9 protein-coding genes are annotated in these 14,182 nt (G+C 55.6%); 3 read left to right on the forward strand and 6 right to left on the reverse strand.

Features of this window, described 5'->3' with window-relative positions:
- Positions 1 to 186: 186 nt before the first annotated feature.
- Positions 187 to 1,593, forward strand: a complete 1,407-nt coding sequence (locus tag ACRCWW_RS00725; protein ID WP_438680706.1) for an MFS transporter — start codon at positions 187 to 189, stop codon at positions 1,591 to 1,593.
- A gap of 99 nt (positions 1,594 to 1,692) precedes the next feature.
- A complete protein-coding gene (locus ACRCWW_RS00730; protein WP_438680676.1) occupies positions 1,693 to 2,232 on the forward strand; it encodes a DUF2058 domain-containing protein in 540 nt (179 codons plus the stop codon).
- Between the two features lie 23 nt (positions 2,233 to 2,255).
- Here the strand turns inward: ACRCWW_RS00730 and ACRCWW_RS00735 are convergent, their stop codons facing one another.
- The 4 genes from ACRCWW_RS00735 to ACRCWW_RS00750 form a co-directional block, all read right to left on the reverse strand.
- Complete coding sequence (locus tag ACRCWW_RS00735) at positions 2,256 to 2,939, reverse strand: RluA family pseudouridine synthase (protein WP_438680677.1); 684 nt, start codon at positions 2,937 to 2,939, stop codon at positions 2,256 to 2,258.
- Between the two features lie 92 nt (positions 2,940 to 3,031).
- Entirely contained in the window at positions 3,032 to 3,226 is a 195-nt protein-coding gene (locus ACRCWW_RS00740; RefSeq protein ID WP_330982979.1) for a YpfN family protein, read from the reverse strand.
- Between the two features lie 27 nt (positions 3,227 to 3,253).
- On the reverse strand, positions 3,254 to 4,381 hold the full coding sequence (gene dapE / locus ACRCWW_RS00745; protein ID WP_438680678.1) for a succinyl-diaminopimelate desuccinylase: 1,128 nt from the start codon (positions 4,379 to 4,381) through the stop codon (positions 3,254 to 3,256).
- Between the two features lie 3 nt (positions 4,382 to 4,384).
- Positions 4,385 to 4,738 carry an ArsC family reductase gene (locus ACRCWW_RS00750; protein ID WP_438680679.1) on the reverse strand — a complete coding sequence of 118 codons (354 nt, stop codon included), beginning with the start codon at positions 4,736 to 4,738 and terminating at the stop codon, positions 4,385 to 4,387.
- A gap of 355 nt (positions 4,739 to 5,093) precedes the next feature.
- Between ACRCWW_RS00750 and ypfM the strand changes: the two genes are divergently transcribed.
- Positions 5,094 to 5,153 carry a protein YpfM gene (ypfM, locus tag ACRCWW_RS00755; RefSeq protein ID WP_015572204.1) on the forward strand — a complete coding sequence of 20 codons (60 nt, stop codon included), beginning with the start codon at positions 5,094 to 5,096 and terminating at the stop codon, positions 5,151 to 5,153.
- 123 nt (positions 5,154 to 5,276) lie between these two features.
- Here the strand turns inward: ypfM and ACRCWW_RS00760 are convergent, their stop codons facing one another.
- Both ACRCWW_RS00760 and acrD read right to left on the reverse strand, forming a co-directional pair.
- Positions 5,277 to 10,697: an Ig-like domain-containing protein gene (locus tag ACRCWW_RS00760; RefSeq protein ID WP_438680680.1), complete on the reverse strand. Its 5,421-nt coding sequence runs from the start codon at positions 10,695 to 10,697 to the stop codon at positions 5,277 to 5,279.
- Between the two features lie 290 nt (positions 10,698 to 10,987).
- On the reverse strand, positions 10,988 to 14,101 hold the full coding sequence (gene acrD / locus ACRCWW_RS00765; RefSeq protein ID WP_438680681.1) for a multidrug efflux RND transporter permease AcrD: 3,114 nt from the start codon (positions 14,099 to 14,101) through the stop codon (positions 10,988 to 10,990).
- Positions 14,102 to 14,182: the final 81 nt, after the last annotated feature.

The raw sequence follows: 14,182 nt of genomic DNA on the forward strand, positions 1-14,182 counted from the left end.
TCATTTCGGGGGATGGGTGCTATGATCGGCATTGCTCAGTCCAGTTGGTGATTTTGGTTGGTTTGGCGATTGATCAGATCGCACAATCCGGGCTGAGTTCCCTTTAAGTGATCTACTATTCGGCGCAGCTATTTAGCATAACGGCATACATAGAATGTTACACAGAGGTTAACTGTGAGTGATGTTTTGGTTTCAGAAGGGCTTGGGCAGAGACAGCACCCCATTCGGGAAGACGATCTCGCGGCAAGAATCGATGCGCTGCCAGCCAGCGGAGGGCTTTGGGGCTTCATTGTTTTGCTCTCCCTCGGGGGTTTTTTTGAGCTCTACGATCTGTTTCAGACGGGCTATATCAGTACTGGCCTGATTGCGGAAGGGATTTTCCATACCGGCGCTCAGGGCGTGTTTGGCATAGCCGACCAGGCTGCCTTTGCGTCAGCCACCTTTCTTGGCCTCTTTCTGGGCGCTAGTCTGCTCAGCCCCTATGCCGATCGTATTGGTCGCCGGGTGACCTTTATGTACGCGCTGCTGTGGTATGGCGTTTTTTCTTTGGGGATGGCGTTTCAGCATCACGCGGAAGGGGTCATTTTCATGCGCTTTATGGTGGGGATTGGTCTTGGCGTGGAGCTGGTGACCATCGACACCTATCTGACCGAATGGGTCCCGACTCATCTGCGTACCCGGGCTTTTGCTTTTGCCTTTTTCATCCAGTTTCTCTCTGTGCCCGCCGTTGCGCTGATGTCATGGTGGCTGGTACCGCAAACCATTCTGGGCCTTAGCGGCTGGCGGTATGTCGTCATTGCGGGGGCAATGGCGTCGTTAATTATCTGGCTGGTTCGTAAAGGGTTGCCGGAGTCGCCCCGCTGGCTATTGCAGCAGAAGCGCTTTGGGGATGTGCGCACGGTCATGCAGGCTATGGAAAAGCGCTGCGGCATGGGTGAGCAAGCCGATTTCCCGCAGCGAGAGAGACTGCCGGGGACTCACCCGTCGGGACGAGGCCGGTTCAGGGATATCTGGTCAGTGCAGTATCGCGGTCGCACGCTGATGCTGGTTGTCATGAACTTCTTCCAGGCGATTGGCTTTTTTGGTTTTGGCAACTGGCTGCCTGCGCTGCTGTCCGGCAAGGGCGCTTCGGTCACCCACAGCCTGCTGTATGCCTTTTTCATTACCCTGGCTTATCCGCTGGGGGCGCTGATCTGTAGCCGCTATGCCGACAGGATGGAAAATAAATGGCAGATTGTGTTCTCCTGCCTGACCACCGTCATCTTTGGCTCGCTGTTCGCGCTCCAGAATAATCCTGTGTGGTTGATCCTCTGCGGGTTTTTCATTACCTGGTCAAATGCCTGGTTAACCTACAGCTATCACTCGTATCAGTCAGAGGTCTTCCCGACCCACATCCGGGCGAGGGCCGTCGGGTTTTGTTACTCCTTCAGTCGGCTGTCGACGGTATTCAGCAGCATTCTTATCGGCCTGATCCTGCAGTACAGCGGCTCGGTGGGGGTGATTGCTTTTATCGTGGCAAGCATGGTTATCGTGATGCTGACCATCGGTCTTTTTGGCCCCAAAACCCGGGGGATCGATCTCGAAAATATCTGATCGCAGAGGCCAGGATGCAGATGGAGAGCGTGGGGCGGATGAATCGAACAAAATTACAGGTATAATCCCCCTCATTATCCAACAGGTTCAGAGTCGATTATGTCAAAACTCACCCTACAAGAGCAGATGCTCAAAGCTGGCTTAGTGAGCAGCAAAAAAGTGGCCAAGGTTCAGCGCACCGCGAAGAAATCCCGCGTGCAGGCGCGTGAAGCACGCGAGGCGGTGGAAGAGAATAAGAAAGCCCAGCTTGAGCGTGACAAGCAGCTCAGCGAGCAGCAAAAACAAGCGACGCTGGCGAAAGAGTATAAGGCGCAGGTGAAGCAGTTAATTGAAATGAACCGCATCAGCGTGGCGAAAGGCACCATCGATTTCAACTTCACCGACGGCACGCTTATCAAGAAAATTGCGGTCGATAAACTGACCCAGACTCAGCTCATTAATGGCCGTCTGGCGATTGCTCGCCTGACAGTTGATGGCAGCAGCGACCCACAGTACGCCATCATTCCGGCAAGCGTGGCAGAGAAAATCGCGCAGCGTGATGCGGACAGCATCGTTCTGCACAGCGCGTTAAGTCAGGAAGAGCAGGACGAGGACGATCCGTACGCCGACTTTAAAGTGCCTGATGATTTGATGTGGTAAACCGCTGTTAAAACGCCAGTCGCTCAGAACGGGCTGGCGTTTCTGACATTCATCTTCTCGCCAGTGATGGGATGAACAAAGTGTAAAGCGCTGGCATGCAGCATCAGCCGTGGTGCTTGTTCTGTACCCGGCAAATCAAGCCCACCGTACAAATCGCAGCCCAAAATCGGGTGGCCTAATAACTGACAGTGAATACGCAGCTGATGCGTGCGCCCGGTTTCCGGAGTGAGCCGGACGCGGGTTATGGGTATCCCTTCACGCGTCATTCGTTCGATGACCTGATAGCGGGAGCGCGCGGGCTTCCCTTCTTTTTCGCAAATCTTCATCAGCGGAAACAGCGCCGGATCTTTGGCTATCGCCGCATCGATAATTCCTTCGTCATCTTTCAGATGCCCACAGAGCAGAGCGCTGTACTCTTTCGTCACGCTACGCTCGCTGAACTGCTGGCAAAGAGCGGCATTGATGGCTTTGTTGCGAGCCACCACCATCAGGCCGGAGGTGCCGAAATCAAGACGATGCACCAGGGTACAACCGGGAAATAGCCGGACTAACCGATAATGCACCGAATCCAGATTTTGCGGGTTTTTCCCTGAAAGGCTAAGCAGTCCGGTGGGTTTGTTGATAAGCAGCAGATGGTCGTCCTGCCAAAGAATCTCGATTTCGTCGCGGCACGGCGGAGCAATAAAGGTATCGATAAGAGTAGACATCAGGCTGCCCCGGGGAAGTGTGGGGGCGGATGATAACGAATTTCGGGCCGTGTGAAAACAAAACGCCCAGGCTTAGCCCGGGCGTTACAGGATTAAGACTTTTTATCCTTCGGCCAGTCGTCGTCATCGTCCCACTTGTCGTTGAAATCACGGTGTGGGGGAAGGTCTGGCTTGTTTGCCATATACTTCTTCGGGTCGACGCGCTTGAGATCTTTGATAACGTTAAGAATAACGCCTAACAAAAACACCAGCACCAGGATCCACCAATATTTTGCCAGCCAGTCCATGCCTGATACCTCTTCAAATGAGGCCGCTTACGCGACCAGTTGTTCCATAATCCGCTGATACATTCGGGCCAGAAGCTGCAGGTCGGCGGCGTTCACGCATTCGTTGATTTTATGAATGGTGGCATTCACCGGCCCCAGCTCCACAACCTGAGCCCCCATTTGCGCGATAAAACGCCCATCTGAGGTGCCGCCCGTGGTCAGCAGCTGCGGTTTAATTTCATTATAGTGCTCAATGGCATTCACCACCGCATCCACCAGTTTGCCGCGTGCAGTCAGGAACGGCTGGCCGGAGACCCACCAGTCCACGCTGTAACGCAGTTCGTGTTTGTCGAGCAGGGCGATAACTTTCTGCTTGATGGCGTCGTCTGTCAGCTCGGTGCTGAAACGGAAGTTGAACTGCACAAACAGGTCGCCAGGGATAACGTTGTTGCTGCCCGTGCCTGCCTTGATATTGGCAATCTGCATGCTGGTCTGCGGGAAGAACTCGTTACCTTTGTCCCACTCGATACCCACCAGTTCGTTAAGCATCGGTGCCGCGCGGTGAACCGGGTTATCAGCCAGATGCGGATAGGCCACATGGCCCTGCACGCCGTGGATGGTGAGGTTACAGGTCATCGAACCACGACGACCGTTCTTAACGACATCACCCACGACTTCAGTACTGGACGGCTCGCCCACGAGGCAGTAATCCAGACGTTCGTTGCGCGCCATCAGCGCTTCGACGACTTTCACCGTGCCGTGTGTGGCACTGGCTTCTTCGTCAGACGTTATCAGGAACGCAAGACGGCCTTTATGGTTCGGGTGCTGAGCAACAAAGCGCTCGGCCGCAACAACCATCGCCGCCAGGGAACCTTTCATATCCGCGGCGCCCCGGCCAAACAGCATGCCGTCACGAATGGTCGGTTCGAAAGGAGGGTTGATCCAGCGATCGGCATCGCCCGGTGGCACCACGTCGGTGTGCCCGGCGAACGCGAGGGTTTCCCCTTTACCGCGCCAGGCCCAGAAATTTTGTGTATCGCCAAAATCCATGGCTTCTACGGTAAATCCAATCGCGCGCAGGCGCTCAATCATCAGCGCCTGGCAGCCCGCATCGTCGGGGCTCAGGGAAGGGCGGCGAATAAGCTGTTGAGCCAGCTCAATGACCGGGCATGACATACACTACACCTCGTTATACGTCTGGTAACTGGAATCACTAAAGCCCAGCAGCATAGGCTTACCGGGCGCGCAGAGCAATGGGCGTTTGATGATTGCTGGCATTTCGAGCATCAGCGCAGCGGCGGCCTCAGGGGTGTTAATGGAGGCACGTAAGGATTCGTCCAGTTTGCGCCAGGTGGTGCCGCGAGTATTCAGCAGCGCTTCCCAGCCCAGTTCGGCGATAAAAGTGTCTAATAATGCACTGTCGAGGCCATCGGCACGGTAATCATGAAAGCGATACTCCAGCTGGTGCTCTTCCAGCCAGCGGCGTGCCTTTTTAATGGTGTCGCAGTTTTTAATGCCATACATCGTTATCATGGTTAATCCTTTTGCGTGAAAACAGGTGAGTCGCTCAGTTTTTTAGAATAGATTTTTTTTGGTTTCAAATCATACGCGAAATAAGCATCCAGCCCTACCTCTGAGACGACGAAATATCTGAAGCACTCATCTGAATGAAATGTCATTCAGCCTGCATAAGTTTGTGAAATCATGCAGAAGTATTACTGTTTCTAAATGTTGCTGCAAGTCACATTAAATTAATGGGGACTCGACCATAGTTACCTCAAGCCCAGCTACACGGTACCCGGAGGCAGGTGTCGCAGCGATTGGTTAAAGCATCTTCACATCACCAGGCTATTTTTATACACTAACCATAATAATAAGAGAGGTTGTTATGATCGAACGTGAACTGGGAAACTGGAAAGATTTTATCGAAGGTATGCTTCGTAAATAATTCCACCGTGAGCAAATGCGCTAACTGTTTTCAGGTTTTATCCTTGCAGGAGCGATAAAAAAGGCGACTAAATAGTCGCCTTTTTAGTGCCTGAAATTCTTATTCCGGCTTCGGTTTCAAGGGTTAATTTATGGTCAGGTCCAGCGCCAGACGGTACTCAAACGCATAGCTGGTATTCCAGTCCTTCCCCATAAAGTGAATAAGCCCGGTATAGTGCCCGGCAGGCAAGTCTGCGTTGTCGGCACGGTCGTAGGTGAATTTTGCGCTCATTCCTCCGGTCGTCGATGAGCAACCCACAGCAGCATTCAAGGGACGCTGGGAGCAGTTCGACTGACGATACCCCTTCAGATTAACCGAATATTGTTGCCCGTCCTGGCCCGTCAGGAGTACCGGGGTGGACACCGCAGCATAGCCAGCGGGAGCCCATTCGAGGGCAGTCGGTCCTGTTGTGGGCGACACGGTGACAAACCCCAGTGACGGATAGCCTTTGATCACCGCAGACGTATAGCTCGCTGTGTTGGCGTTCACCACCCAGGTGGCCTCAATGGTGTTGATAAACTTCACTTTTGCATTGGCGAGTGTGGAGCCGTTCACCTCTGCCGTCACCGTAGCCATCCCCATTTCGCTCCCGGCAAGGGACACCGTCGCCATGCCTGAGGCGCTGGTCTGCGTGCTGGAAGCTGAGAGCTTGTTCAGCGTGGTTTGCCAGCTCACCGGCACATTCGCCACCGGGTTATGGTTCGCATCTTCAATCTGAACGGTATATTTTGCTTGATCTGAGCCGTTGCCGAGCACAACGTCTTTGTCGGCGGTGAGCGTGGCTGGCCGGGCGGTTTTCGCATCGCCGAGGAAACTTACTTTCGTTGCCGTAAACGAACGGCCGTCGGGCAGCGTTGCCGTCATGATGACGTCGCCTGCTTTAGTCGTTCTGCCGCTTACTGATGCCACCCCTTTTTCATCCGTTACGCTTCCTGGGTTGGTGAGCGTCATCGCAGCGTTGTTGCTGCTCCAGTTCACCGTTACGCCTGGCAGAAGATTGCCATTGGCGTCTTTGGCTGTGGCAGACCACATCACACTTTCGGTGTTATCCGCGATAGCGCTGGGTTTATCCGCACTGGCCATGGTCAGGGCGGCGCTCTCTGAGTTGCCGATATAGCTGATGGTCAACGTTTGCTGAGTATGGTTAATCCCCGCTCCGATGAGGGTTGGCCGGGCTTTGGTCGCCATAAACGTGATTTCTGCGATACCCTCGCTGTTGGTTGAACTGCTGTCGGCAGGCGTAAAGACGCCGCTGTCATTGTCCGTTCCCCAGTGAACCACGGCATCGCTGACCGGGTGACCGTTGGCATCCTGAACCGTCGCCTGAAGGGTAATAAGATCTTTTCCTGCGATCACATCGGTCATTTTACTGGCGGTGACTTGAGTCACTTTCTCTGTCGCCAGATCGGCCACGTAACGCAGCGTGGTGGAGGCTTTTCTCGTTCCGTTGAAGGTTGCCACTGCCTTGCAGGCGGTTACATCCGTCGTCGCGAGCGTGACGCTCGATTTCCCTCTCTCATCCGTGAGCTGCTCGCTGGCTGAAAGCTGCGAGTTGCCCGCCGGGAGCACCTTCCAGGCGACATTCGCCTGAGCGACGGCATTCCCGTAGCTGTCTTCTACCGTAGCAGTTAAAGCTATCCGATCCTGACCGTTGGCCGTCGCACTGAGCTTGTCGGCGTTCACGGTGACCGGGGCCGCGCTCTGGAGATCGGGGACGATAGCTAGCTGGAGTGTTTTCTCGCGGCCGCCATTGAGGCTTGCCGACACCAGGGTCTCTTTGGCCAGCGTTGTGCTGAATGCGGTTGTGGCTTTGCCTTCGTCGTCAGTCAGCGTCCGGTTTTCAGCAAACACGCCCTTTGCGTTGTCGCTCTGCCACTCGATCTCCACGTCAGGCAGGGGATGGTTGTTTTCATCCAGCACCGTCGCTGTCAGCGTCACCCGATCCCGACCCGCGCTGATATTGCCATTTTTATCCGCGTTCAGCGTACGAATGGCTGCGGTCGCTGGATCGGCGGCAAATGAGACGCTGTCTGAACTCTCGCTGTGGCCGTTGACGATCGCCGTAACGCGGTAACTGGCCACCTGCCCGGAAGCCAGACTCACAGAGACTTTGCCCTGTTGGTCTGACGTTGCAGTAGTCGTTGACAGCTCGCCAGTGGCTGGCGTGACGGCCCAGGCCACAGCTATCCCACTGAGTGGGTTGCCGTTTTTATCCGTAATCTCACCGCTAAAGGTGATGCTGTCGCGCCCGTTCGCCAGCGCTTCTGTTTTGCTGGCTGTTAACTCGCCGATCTGCGCCGTTGCGGCGTCGGCGTTAAACATGACCCCAGGGGCATTCCTGGCCACCCCCGTTGCGGCCTGAGCTGAGGTATTCACTTCGCCAGCTTTCAGCGCCGTCACGTCGACAGAGGCCTGACCGTCGGCTCCGGTTTGTGAGGTTGCGGCGGATAGCCGGGCGGAGGAGGGCGCCACATCCCACTTCACCTCTGCGCCCGGTACCGGGTTACCGCTGGCATCGGTAACCCGGGCGGTATAGGTTACGCTGTCCTTACCGTCGGCAACGGCCTGCCGTTTGTTCACCGTGACGAGGGAGACTTTGGCGGTGGCGCTATCGGCCAGGAAAATTAGCTCAGGCGATCGCACTGCGGAACCTGCCGCGCTCTTCACCGCAACCACGATGCTTCCCTGCTGCGCGGTGGTGAGCGTCACGCTTCCTTTTCCGGTGGTATCGGTGGTGCTTTGCGCGTGGCTTAACGTGCCCTGACCCTGAACAATGGACCAGTTCACCCCTGCGTCGGAAACCGGATGCCCGGCGGCATCCTCTACTTCGGCTGTTAAGGTAATACGATCGTTGTTATTCGCCGTCGCCTGGGTTTTGTCGGCATTGAGCGATTTCACCGTCGCAGTGCTGTTGTCCACCACAAAGTGCAGCTGCGGGGAGGTCTGGCTCTGTTCTGCCATCGTGGCCGTGACCTGAAGGTTTTCAACTTCTGCTGAGGTCACGATGACGCTGGCAATCCCCTGTCCGTTGCTTCTGCTCAGGCTCTGCGATAAGAGGGCTGACGGGCTATTTGTCGTCCACTCGATCGCCATGCCCGGCAGCGGGTTATGGCTATCGTCTTCCACTTTGATCTCAAGGGTGACCGCGTCCAGCCCGTTGGCCAGCGCGCTGGTTTTATCCACGATGAGGTTGCCCAGAAAGGCGCTTTGCCTGTCGCCAACAAAGGTCAGCCTCTCTGATTTTACCTGCTGGCTGCTGCCCGATCTTACCGAAACCACGCCCTGCGTAGCTTTCGCTGAAATCAGCGACAGCGTTGCCACCCCGTTTTCATCGGTCGTGCTCTGCCTGTCGCCAAGGTGCGACCCGCTGCGGGTCGAATCCAGCGCCCAGTTTACCGGCTGTTTCACCAGAGGATGCTGGCTGGCGTCGGTGACGACGGCGCTCAGGGTGATCGCATCCTGATGGTTCGCCCGGGCGACTTTTTTATCGGATTTCAGCTGGCTCACCACGGCGGAATTCACGTCGGCGATGAAGTGCAGCGCGGGGCTTTTGAGGCTTTCACCACTCCCCAGGCTGGCGCTCACTACCCCATCCGTCACCTCTGCGCTGGTGACGGTCACGCTGACTCTGCCTCGGTCGTCGCTGCGGCTTTGTGAAGCCGACAGCCTGGCGTGGCGGTTGTTGGTCTGCCAGTTGACCGCAGTTTCCGGCACGGGTTTCCCGTCAGCATCGAGCACCAGCACCGTCAGCGTAATGGCATCTTTGCCATCAGCCAGCGCCTGCACTTTGGTGCTGGTGAGATGATCGAGATGTGTTGCCGTAGTGATGGCATCCAGGGTGACTGTCGCCGTACTCAGCTTCGTCATTTCGTACATCGGCTGGAGAGTGAAGGCTCCCGGGAAGGTGCCGCTGGTCAGGGTACTCACATAGATACCGGGCGAGCGCTCTTTGAATGCGCTCATTGTTGGTGCGATGGAAGCGCTGCGCTTGTTTGCTGCCGACGTCTGAATGACCTGGCTGCTCAGGTGGCTGGCGAGTCCGGTGACTTTTTGCCCGCCCGCAGAGGTCAGGGTGAGAGTGACTGCTGCGGTGCTGGTTCCATCGGCAGGCAAATGCGATTTTTCTGCGACGGTGCCTGAGGCCACCGTCGCCACGTCAAATCCGTTGACCGTCACGGTCATGTATTCGGTCTCTGACTTATGCCCTTTTTTATCGTAAGCGGTGGCGGAAACAACGTAAGTGTTCTCATCGCCGCCATGCTGAAGATAGTGCGGCAGAAGGATGGACCAGTTGCCCTGATTTTCAACGATTTTTCCGCCGTTTTTAATCAGCTTATCGTCCTGCCAGACAAGCTTTTCGAGAGGGTATTTGGTTTTCACCCGAAGCGTTACCGGCAGTATTTTGGCTTCTGTGCCGCTAATCCGTTCCGGCAGCGACAGCGCGATAAGTTCCTGTTGGCGATAGTCGAGAACGAGAGTGTTATTTCTGTCGACCAGTGCCATCCGGCTGCCGCGTAATGAACGCTGCGCTTTGACTTGCGCAGGATCTAATTGCGCCGAAAGCGGAACGCTGGGAGCCCAGTTCAGACTGAGTTCAAACTGGGTATCGTGTTTTTCACCTTTCCCTCTCTTTTCATTCAGACCCAGCGAAAGAAGCGGGAAAGGGGTGTAGCTAATGCCGAAAGTGGCGGCCCAGGGATCCTTCTGACGCTCATCGTCATCGTCTCCGAACAGCGCGACGCTGTCGCCATAGTAGCGTTCCCAGATAAGCTTTGCCCCCAACTGCGGGTAAGCGGGCAGATAGCCTTCGGCGCGGATGTCATAGCCATCGGCAACGCGTTCTTCGTAGTCCTGGTGATTGCCGGAGGCTTCCCAGCCAGACAGCCGCTTGTAGCCGTTGGCGCTGAGTGTAAAGTAGTCCCATCCCAGTTCACCGCCTACCCCAAGGCGTCGGTGGCTGCTGCCGGTTATCTGCTGGTCGTAGAAGGCGTTGACTCCCCACATCCAGCTGTCGTGGAAGTGGCGGTACCCCAGACCTGCGTTGATGATGTTGCGATCGTCATCCCGGCGCGCCCCTAACTGAGTGAAAAGCAGGTTGCTCTGGCGATCGTCATACAGCGGCAGCAGCAGATCGAGGCTGGCGCTGTTAAGGGAAAAATCATTATCGAGCCCAAGCTTGACCTGAGCGGTGCCAAACTGCTGCAGCCACTGCTGTACCTCGCTGCTTGCCTTACTGGTTCCACGGTTAATGAGCGAACCGACCATGGTTTCAGAAGGGTTCTCCTGACTCAGGGTCGATCCCATGCCGGAAAGGGCGGTGGCCCATTTTTTTTCAGTCTCAGCCGATTCAGTATTCAGCGCAGGTTGTTTATTTTCATTGTTAATAAAAAAGGCGTGAGGTGTTTCAGCAATAACCGGAAAAGAGAAAATAAAGGTATTGCAAAACAGCAGGTTTAAATAAAAAAACAACTGAAGCCAGACAACCGCTTTTTTATTAACAAACATAGGAATATAGACCTGAAATTATAGGTAACTGTATGAAATAAATGGAGTAATGCAGAAGTAATCGCCTGAGGCGTAATCAGCGGCGGAATTGTATACAGGCCGTATAGCAGGGTAAATATAAATATTGTGAATATCCAAAAAGGGATTTATTTGCTGCGTGGATGTTTAAGAGGGAGGTAAATAAGGGAAAAAACGTGCCGGGGGAGAATATGAGTACCGTGTTGTTTTCAGACAAAATTTCAGGCACTAAAAAGGCGACTAAATAGTCGCCTTTTTAGTGCCTGAAATTCTTATTCCGGGCGGGGCTTCAGCGGGAAGCGACGACGTACCAGCACAAAGAACAGCGGCACGAAGAATATCGCCAGCACCGTCGCGGAAATCATCCCGCCCATTACGCCGGTACCCACCGCATGCTGACTGCCGGAACCCGCGCCCGTGCTGGTGGCCATCGGCAGTACGCCAAAGATAAACGCCAGCGAGGTCATCAGAATAGGGCGCAAACGCTGGCGACAGGCGTGCAGCGTCGCCGACAGCAGATCCTGGCCCTTCTCATTCATCTCGTTAGCAAATTCCACGATAAGAATGGCGTTCTTCGCTGAAAGCCCGATAACCGTTAGCAGGCCCACCTGGAAGTACACATCGTTCTCAAGCCCGCGCATCCACGTTGCAAGCAGCGCACCGATTACCCCAAGCGGCACGACTAACATTACTGAGAACGGTACTGACCAGCTCTCATAAAGCGCCGCCAGACACAAGAACACCACCAGCAGCGAAATAGCGTACAGGGCAGGGGCCTGAGCGCCGGAGAGGCGTTCCTGATAAGACATGGCTGTCCACTCCAGGCCAAACCCTGTCGGCAACTGGCTAACCAGTTTTTCCATTACCTGCATTGCTGTACCGGTACTGACGCCCGGAGCGGCTTCACCGATGATTTCTAGCGCGGAATAGCCGTTGTAACGCTCCAGACGCGGGGAACCTGTTTGCCAGCGCGACGTGGCGAAGGCAGAGAACGGCACCATTTCCCCGCTGCTGTTACGCACATACCAGTAATTGATATCGTCCGGCAGCATGCGATACGGCGCGGCGGACTGTACGTACACTTTTTTGGTACGCCCGCGATCCATAAAGTCATTCACATAGTCCGAGCCCCAGGCGGTCTGCATGGTGTCGTTGATGTCGTCGATAGACACCCCGAGCGCCTGCGCTTTACGCTGGTCGATATCAATCTGCAACTGCGGGCTGTCGTCGAGACCGTTGTGACGCACGCGGGTTAGCTGCGGATCTTTATTCGCCAGATCAAGCAGCTGATCTCTTGCCGCCATCAACGCCGTGTGGCCTAAACCGGCGTGGTCCTGAAGCTCCATATCAAACCCGGCAGAGCTGCCCAGGCCGCTGATGGCCGGTGGGTTGTTGGCAAAGACGCGGGCTTCGTTGATTTTGTTAAACGCTTTAGTGGCGCGTTCGATAATGGCGAAGGACGTGCCGGTACTCGAATCGCGATCGTCCCAGTCTTTCAGGCGGATAAACATACGCGCCACGTTCTGCCCGTTCCCGCCAGGGCCGGAACCGATGGTGGCAAAAATGGACGCCACGTTGGCGCTTTCATTTTTGAAGAAGTAGTCCTCGACTTTCTCAACAACTTTCAGCGTTTGCTGCTGTGTAGAGCCGCTTGGTAACTGAATGGAGGTGAGGAACATCCCCCGGTCTTCCTGTGGCAGGAACGAGGTCGGCAGCCGGAGGAACAGGAACACCATGCCGCCCAGCAGCAGGACGTAGATCAGCATCCAGCGCAGGCTGCGGTGCAGAATTTTGCCGACGCCGGTTTCGTAACGTTCAGCATTGCGGTTAAACATGCGGTTAAACCAGCCGAAGAAGCCTTTCTGCCCGTGTTGTTCACCCTTATGTAGCGGCTTGAGCAAGGTAGCGCACAGCGCCGGTGTCAGGATCATCGCCACCAGTACCGACAGCACCATCGCCGAGACAATTGTCACCGAGAACTGGCGGTAAATCGCACCGGTGGTGCCGCCAAAGAACGCCATCGGGATAAACACCGCCGACAGCACCATCGCGATGCCCACCAGTGCGCCCTGAATCTGACCCATCGATTTGCGTGTCGCTTCGCGCGGCGAAAGCCCTTCTTCGGTCATGATACGTTCGACGTTTTCCACCACCACGATGGCGTCATCCACCAGCAGGCCGATGGCGAGCACCATGGCGAACATCGTCAGGGTGTTTATCGAATAGCCGAACGAGTAGAGGATGGCGAACGTACCCATCAATACCACGGGCACGGCGATGGTCGGGATCAGCGTGGCGCGGAAGTTTTGCAGGAACAGGTACATCACCAGGAACACCAGCAGGATCGCTTCCAGCAGCGTTTTCACCACATCGTGAATCGAGGCTTTAACAAACGAGGTGGTTTCATAGGCGATTTTGTATTCCAGCCCGTGCGGGAAGTAGTGCGAGAGCTCGTCGAGGCGTGAGAGCACAGCTTCCGCCGTTTGCATCTCGTTCGCGCCCGAAGCCAGCTGCACCCCAAGCCCGGACGCCGGATTACGATTATAGCGGCTCAGGTAGTCGTAGTTTTCTGCGCCCAGTTCGACGGTGGCGACATCCCCGAGGGTGACAACAGAACCGTCCTGATTCACCCGCAGCGTGATATCGCGGAACTGCTGCGGCGTTTGCAGCAGCGACTGCGCGTTGACGGTGGCGTTCAGCGCCTGCTTATTCACCTGTGGCGTGCCGCCTAACTGCCCAACGGCAACCTGAGCGTTCTGCGAGCTGATGGCATCCGTCACATCTTTGGTGGTCATCTGATAGCTATTGAGCTTTGCCGGATCCAGCCAGATACGCATCGAATACTGCGAGCCGTAGGCGGTGATATCACCCACGCCGTTCACGCGGCTGAGCGGTTCCTGCACGTTACTGGCGACGTAGTCGGCGATATCCTGTTTATCCATGCTGCCGTCCGTTGAGACGAAGGCGATGGTCAGGATGTTGGTATCCCCGGTTTTACGCACCGTCACGCCCTGATCCTGCACAGCTTGCGGCAGTTTCTTCAGCGCCGATTGCAGCTGGTTTTGGACCTGCTGCATGGCTTCATTCGGGTCAGTGCCTGCGGTGAACGTGAGGGTGACGGTGGCTTGCCCGGCGGAGCTGCTCTGGGAAGACATGTACATCATGTTATCGAGCCCGGTCATGTTCTGCTCGATAACCTGAGTCACCGTGTTCTCAAGCGTTTGGGCTGATGCGCCGGGGTAGTTCGCGGTAATACGAACATTCGGCGGGGCTAAATCAGGATATTGCTCGACGGGCAGCGACAGAATAGCCAGCGTACCGGTCAGACATAAAAGTATGGCCAGCACCCAGGCAAAAATGGGGCGATCGATAAAGAAATTCGCCATCGGAATCAGGACCTCATTACGCGTATTTTTTTGTTATGGCAGGCTTTGAACACTGTAACGGCAAGGCCTGAGCGAAACGTG

This window comes from Scandinavium sp. (genome assembly GCF_051650185.1).
Taxonomy (GTDB): domain Bacteria; phylum Pseudomonadota; class Gammaproteobacteria; order Enterobacterales; family Enterobacteriaceae; genus Scandinavium.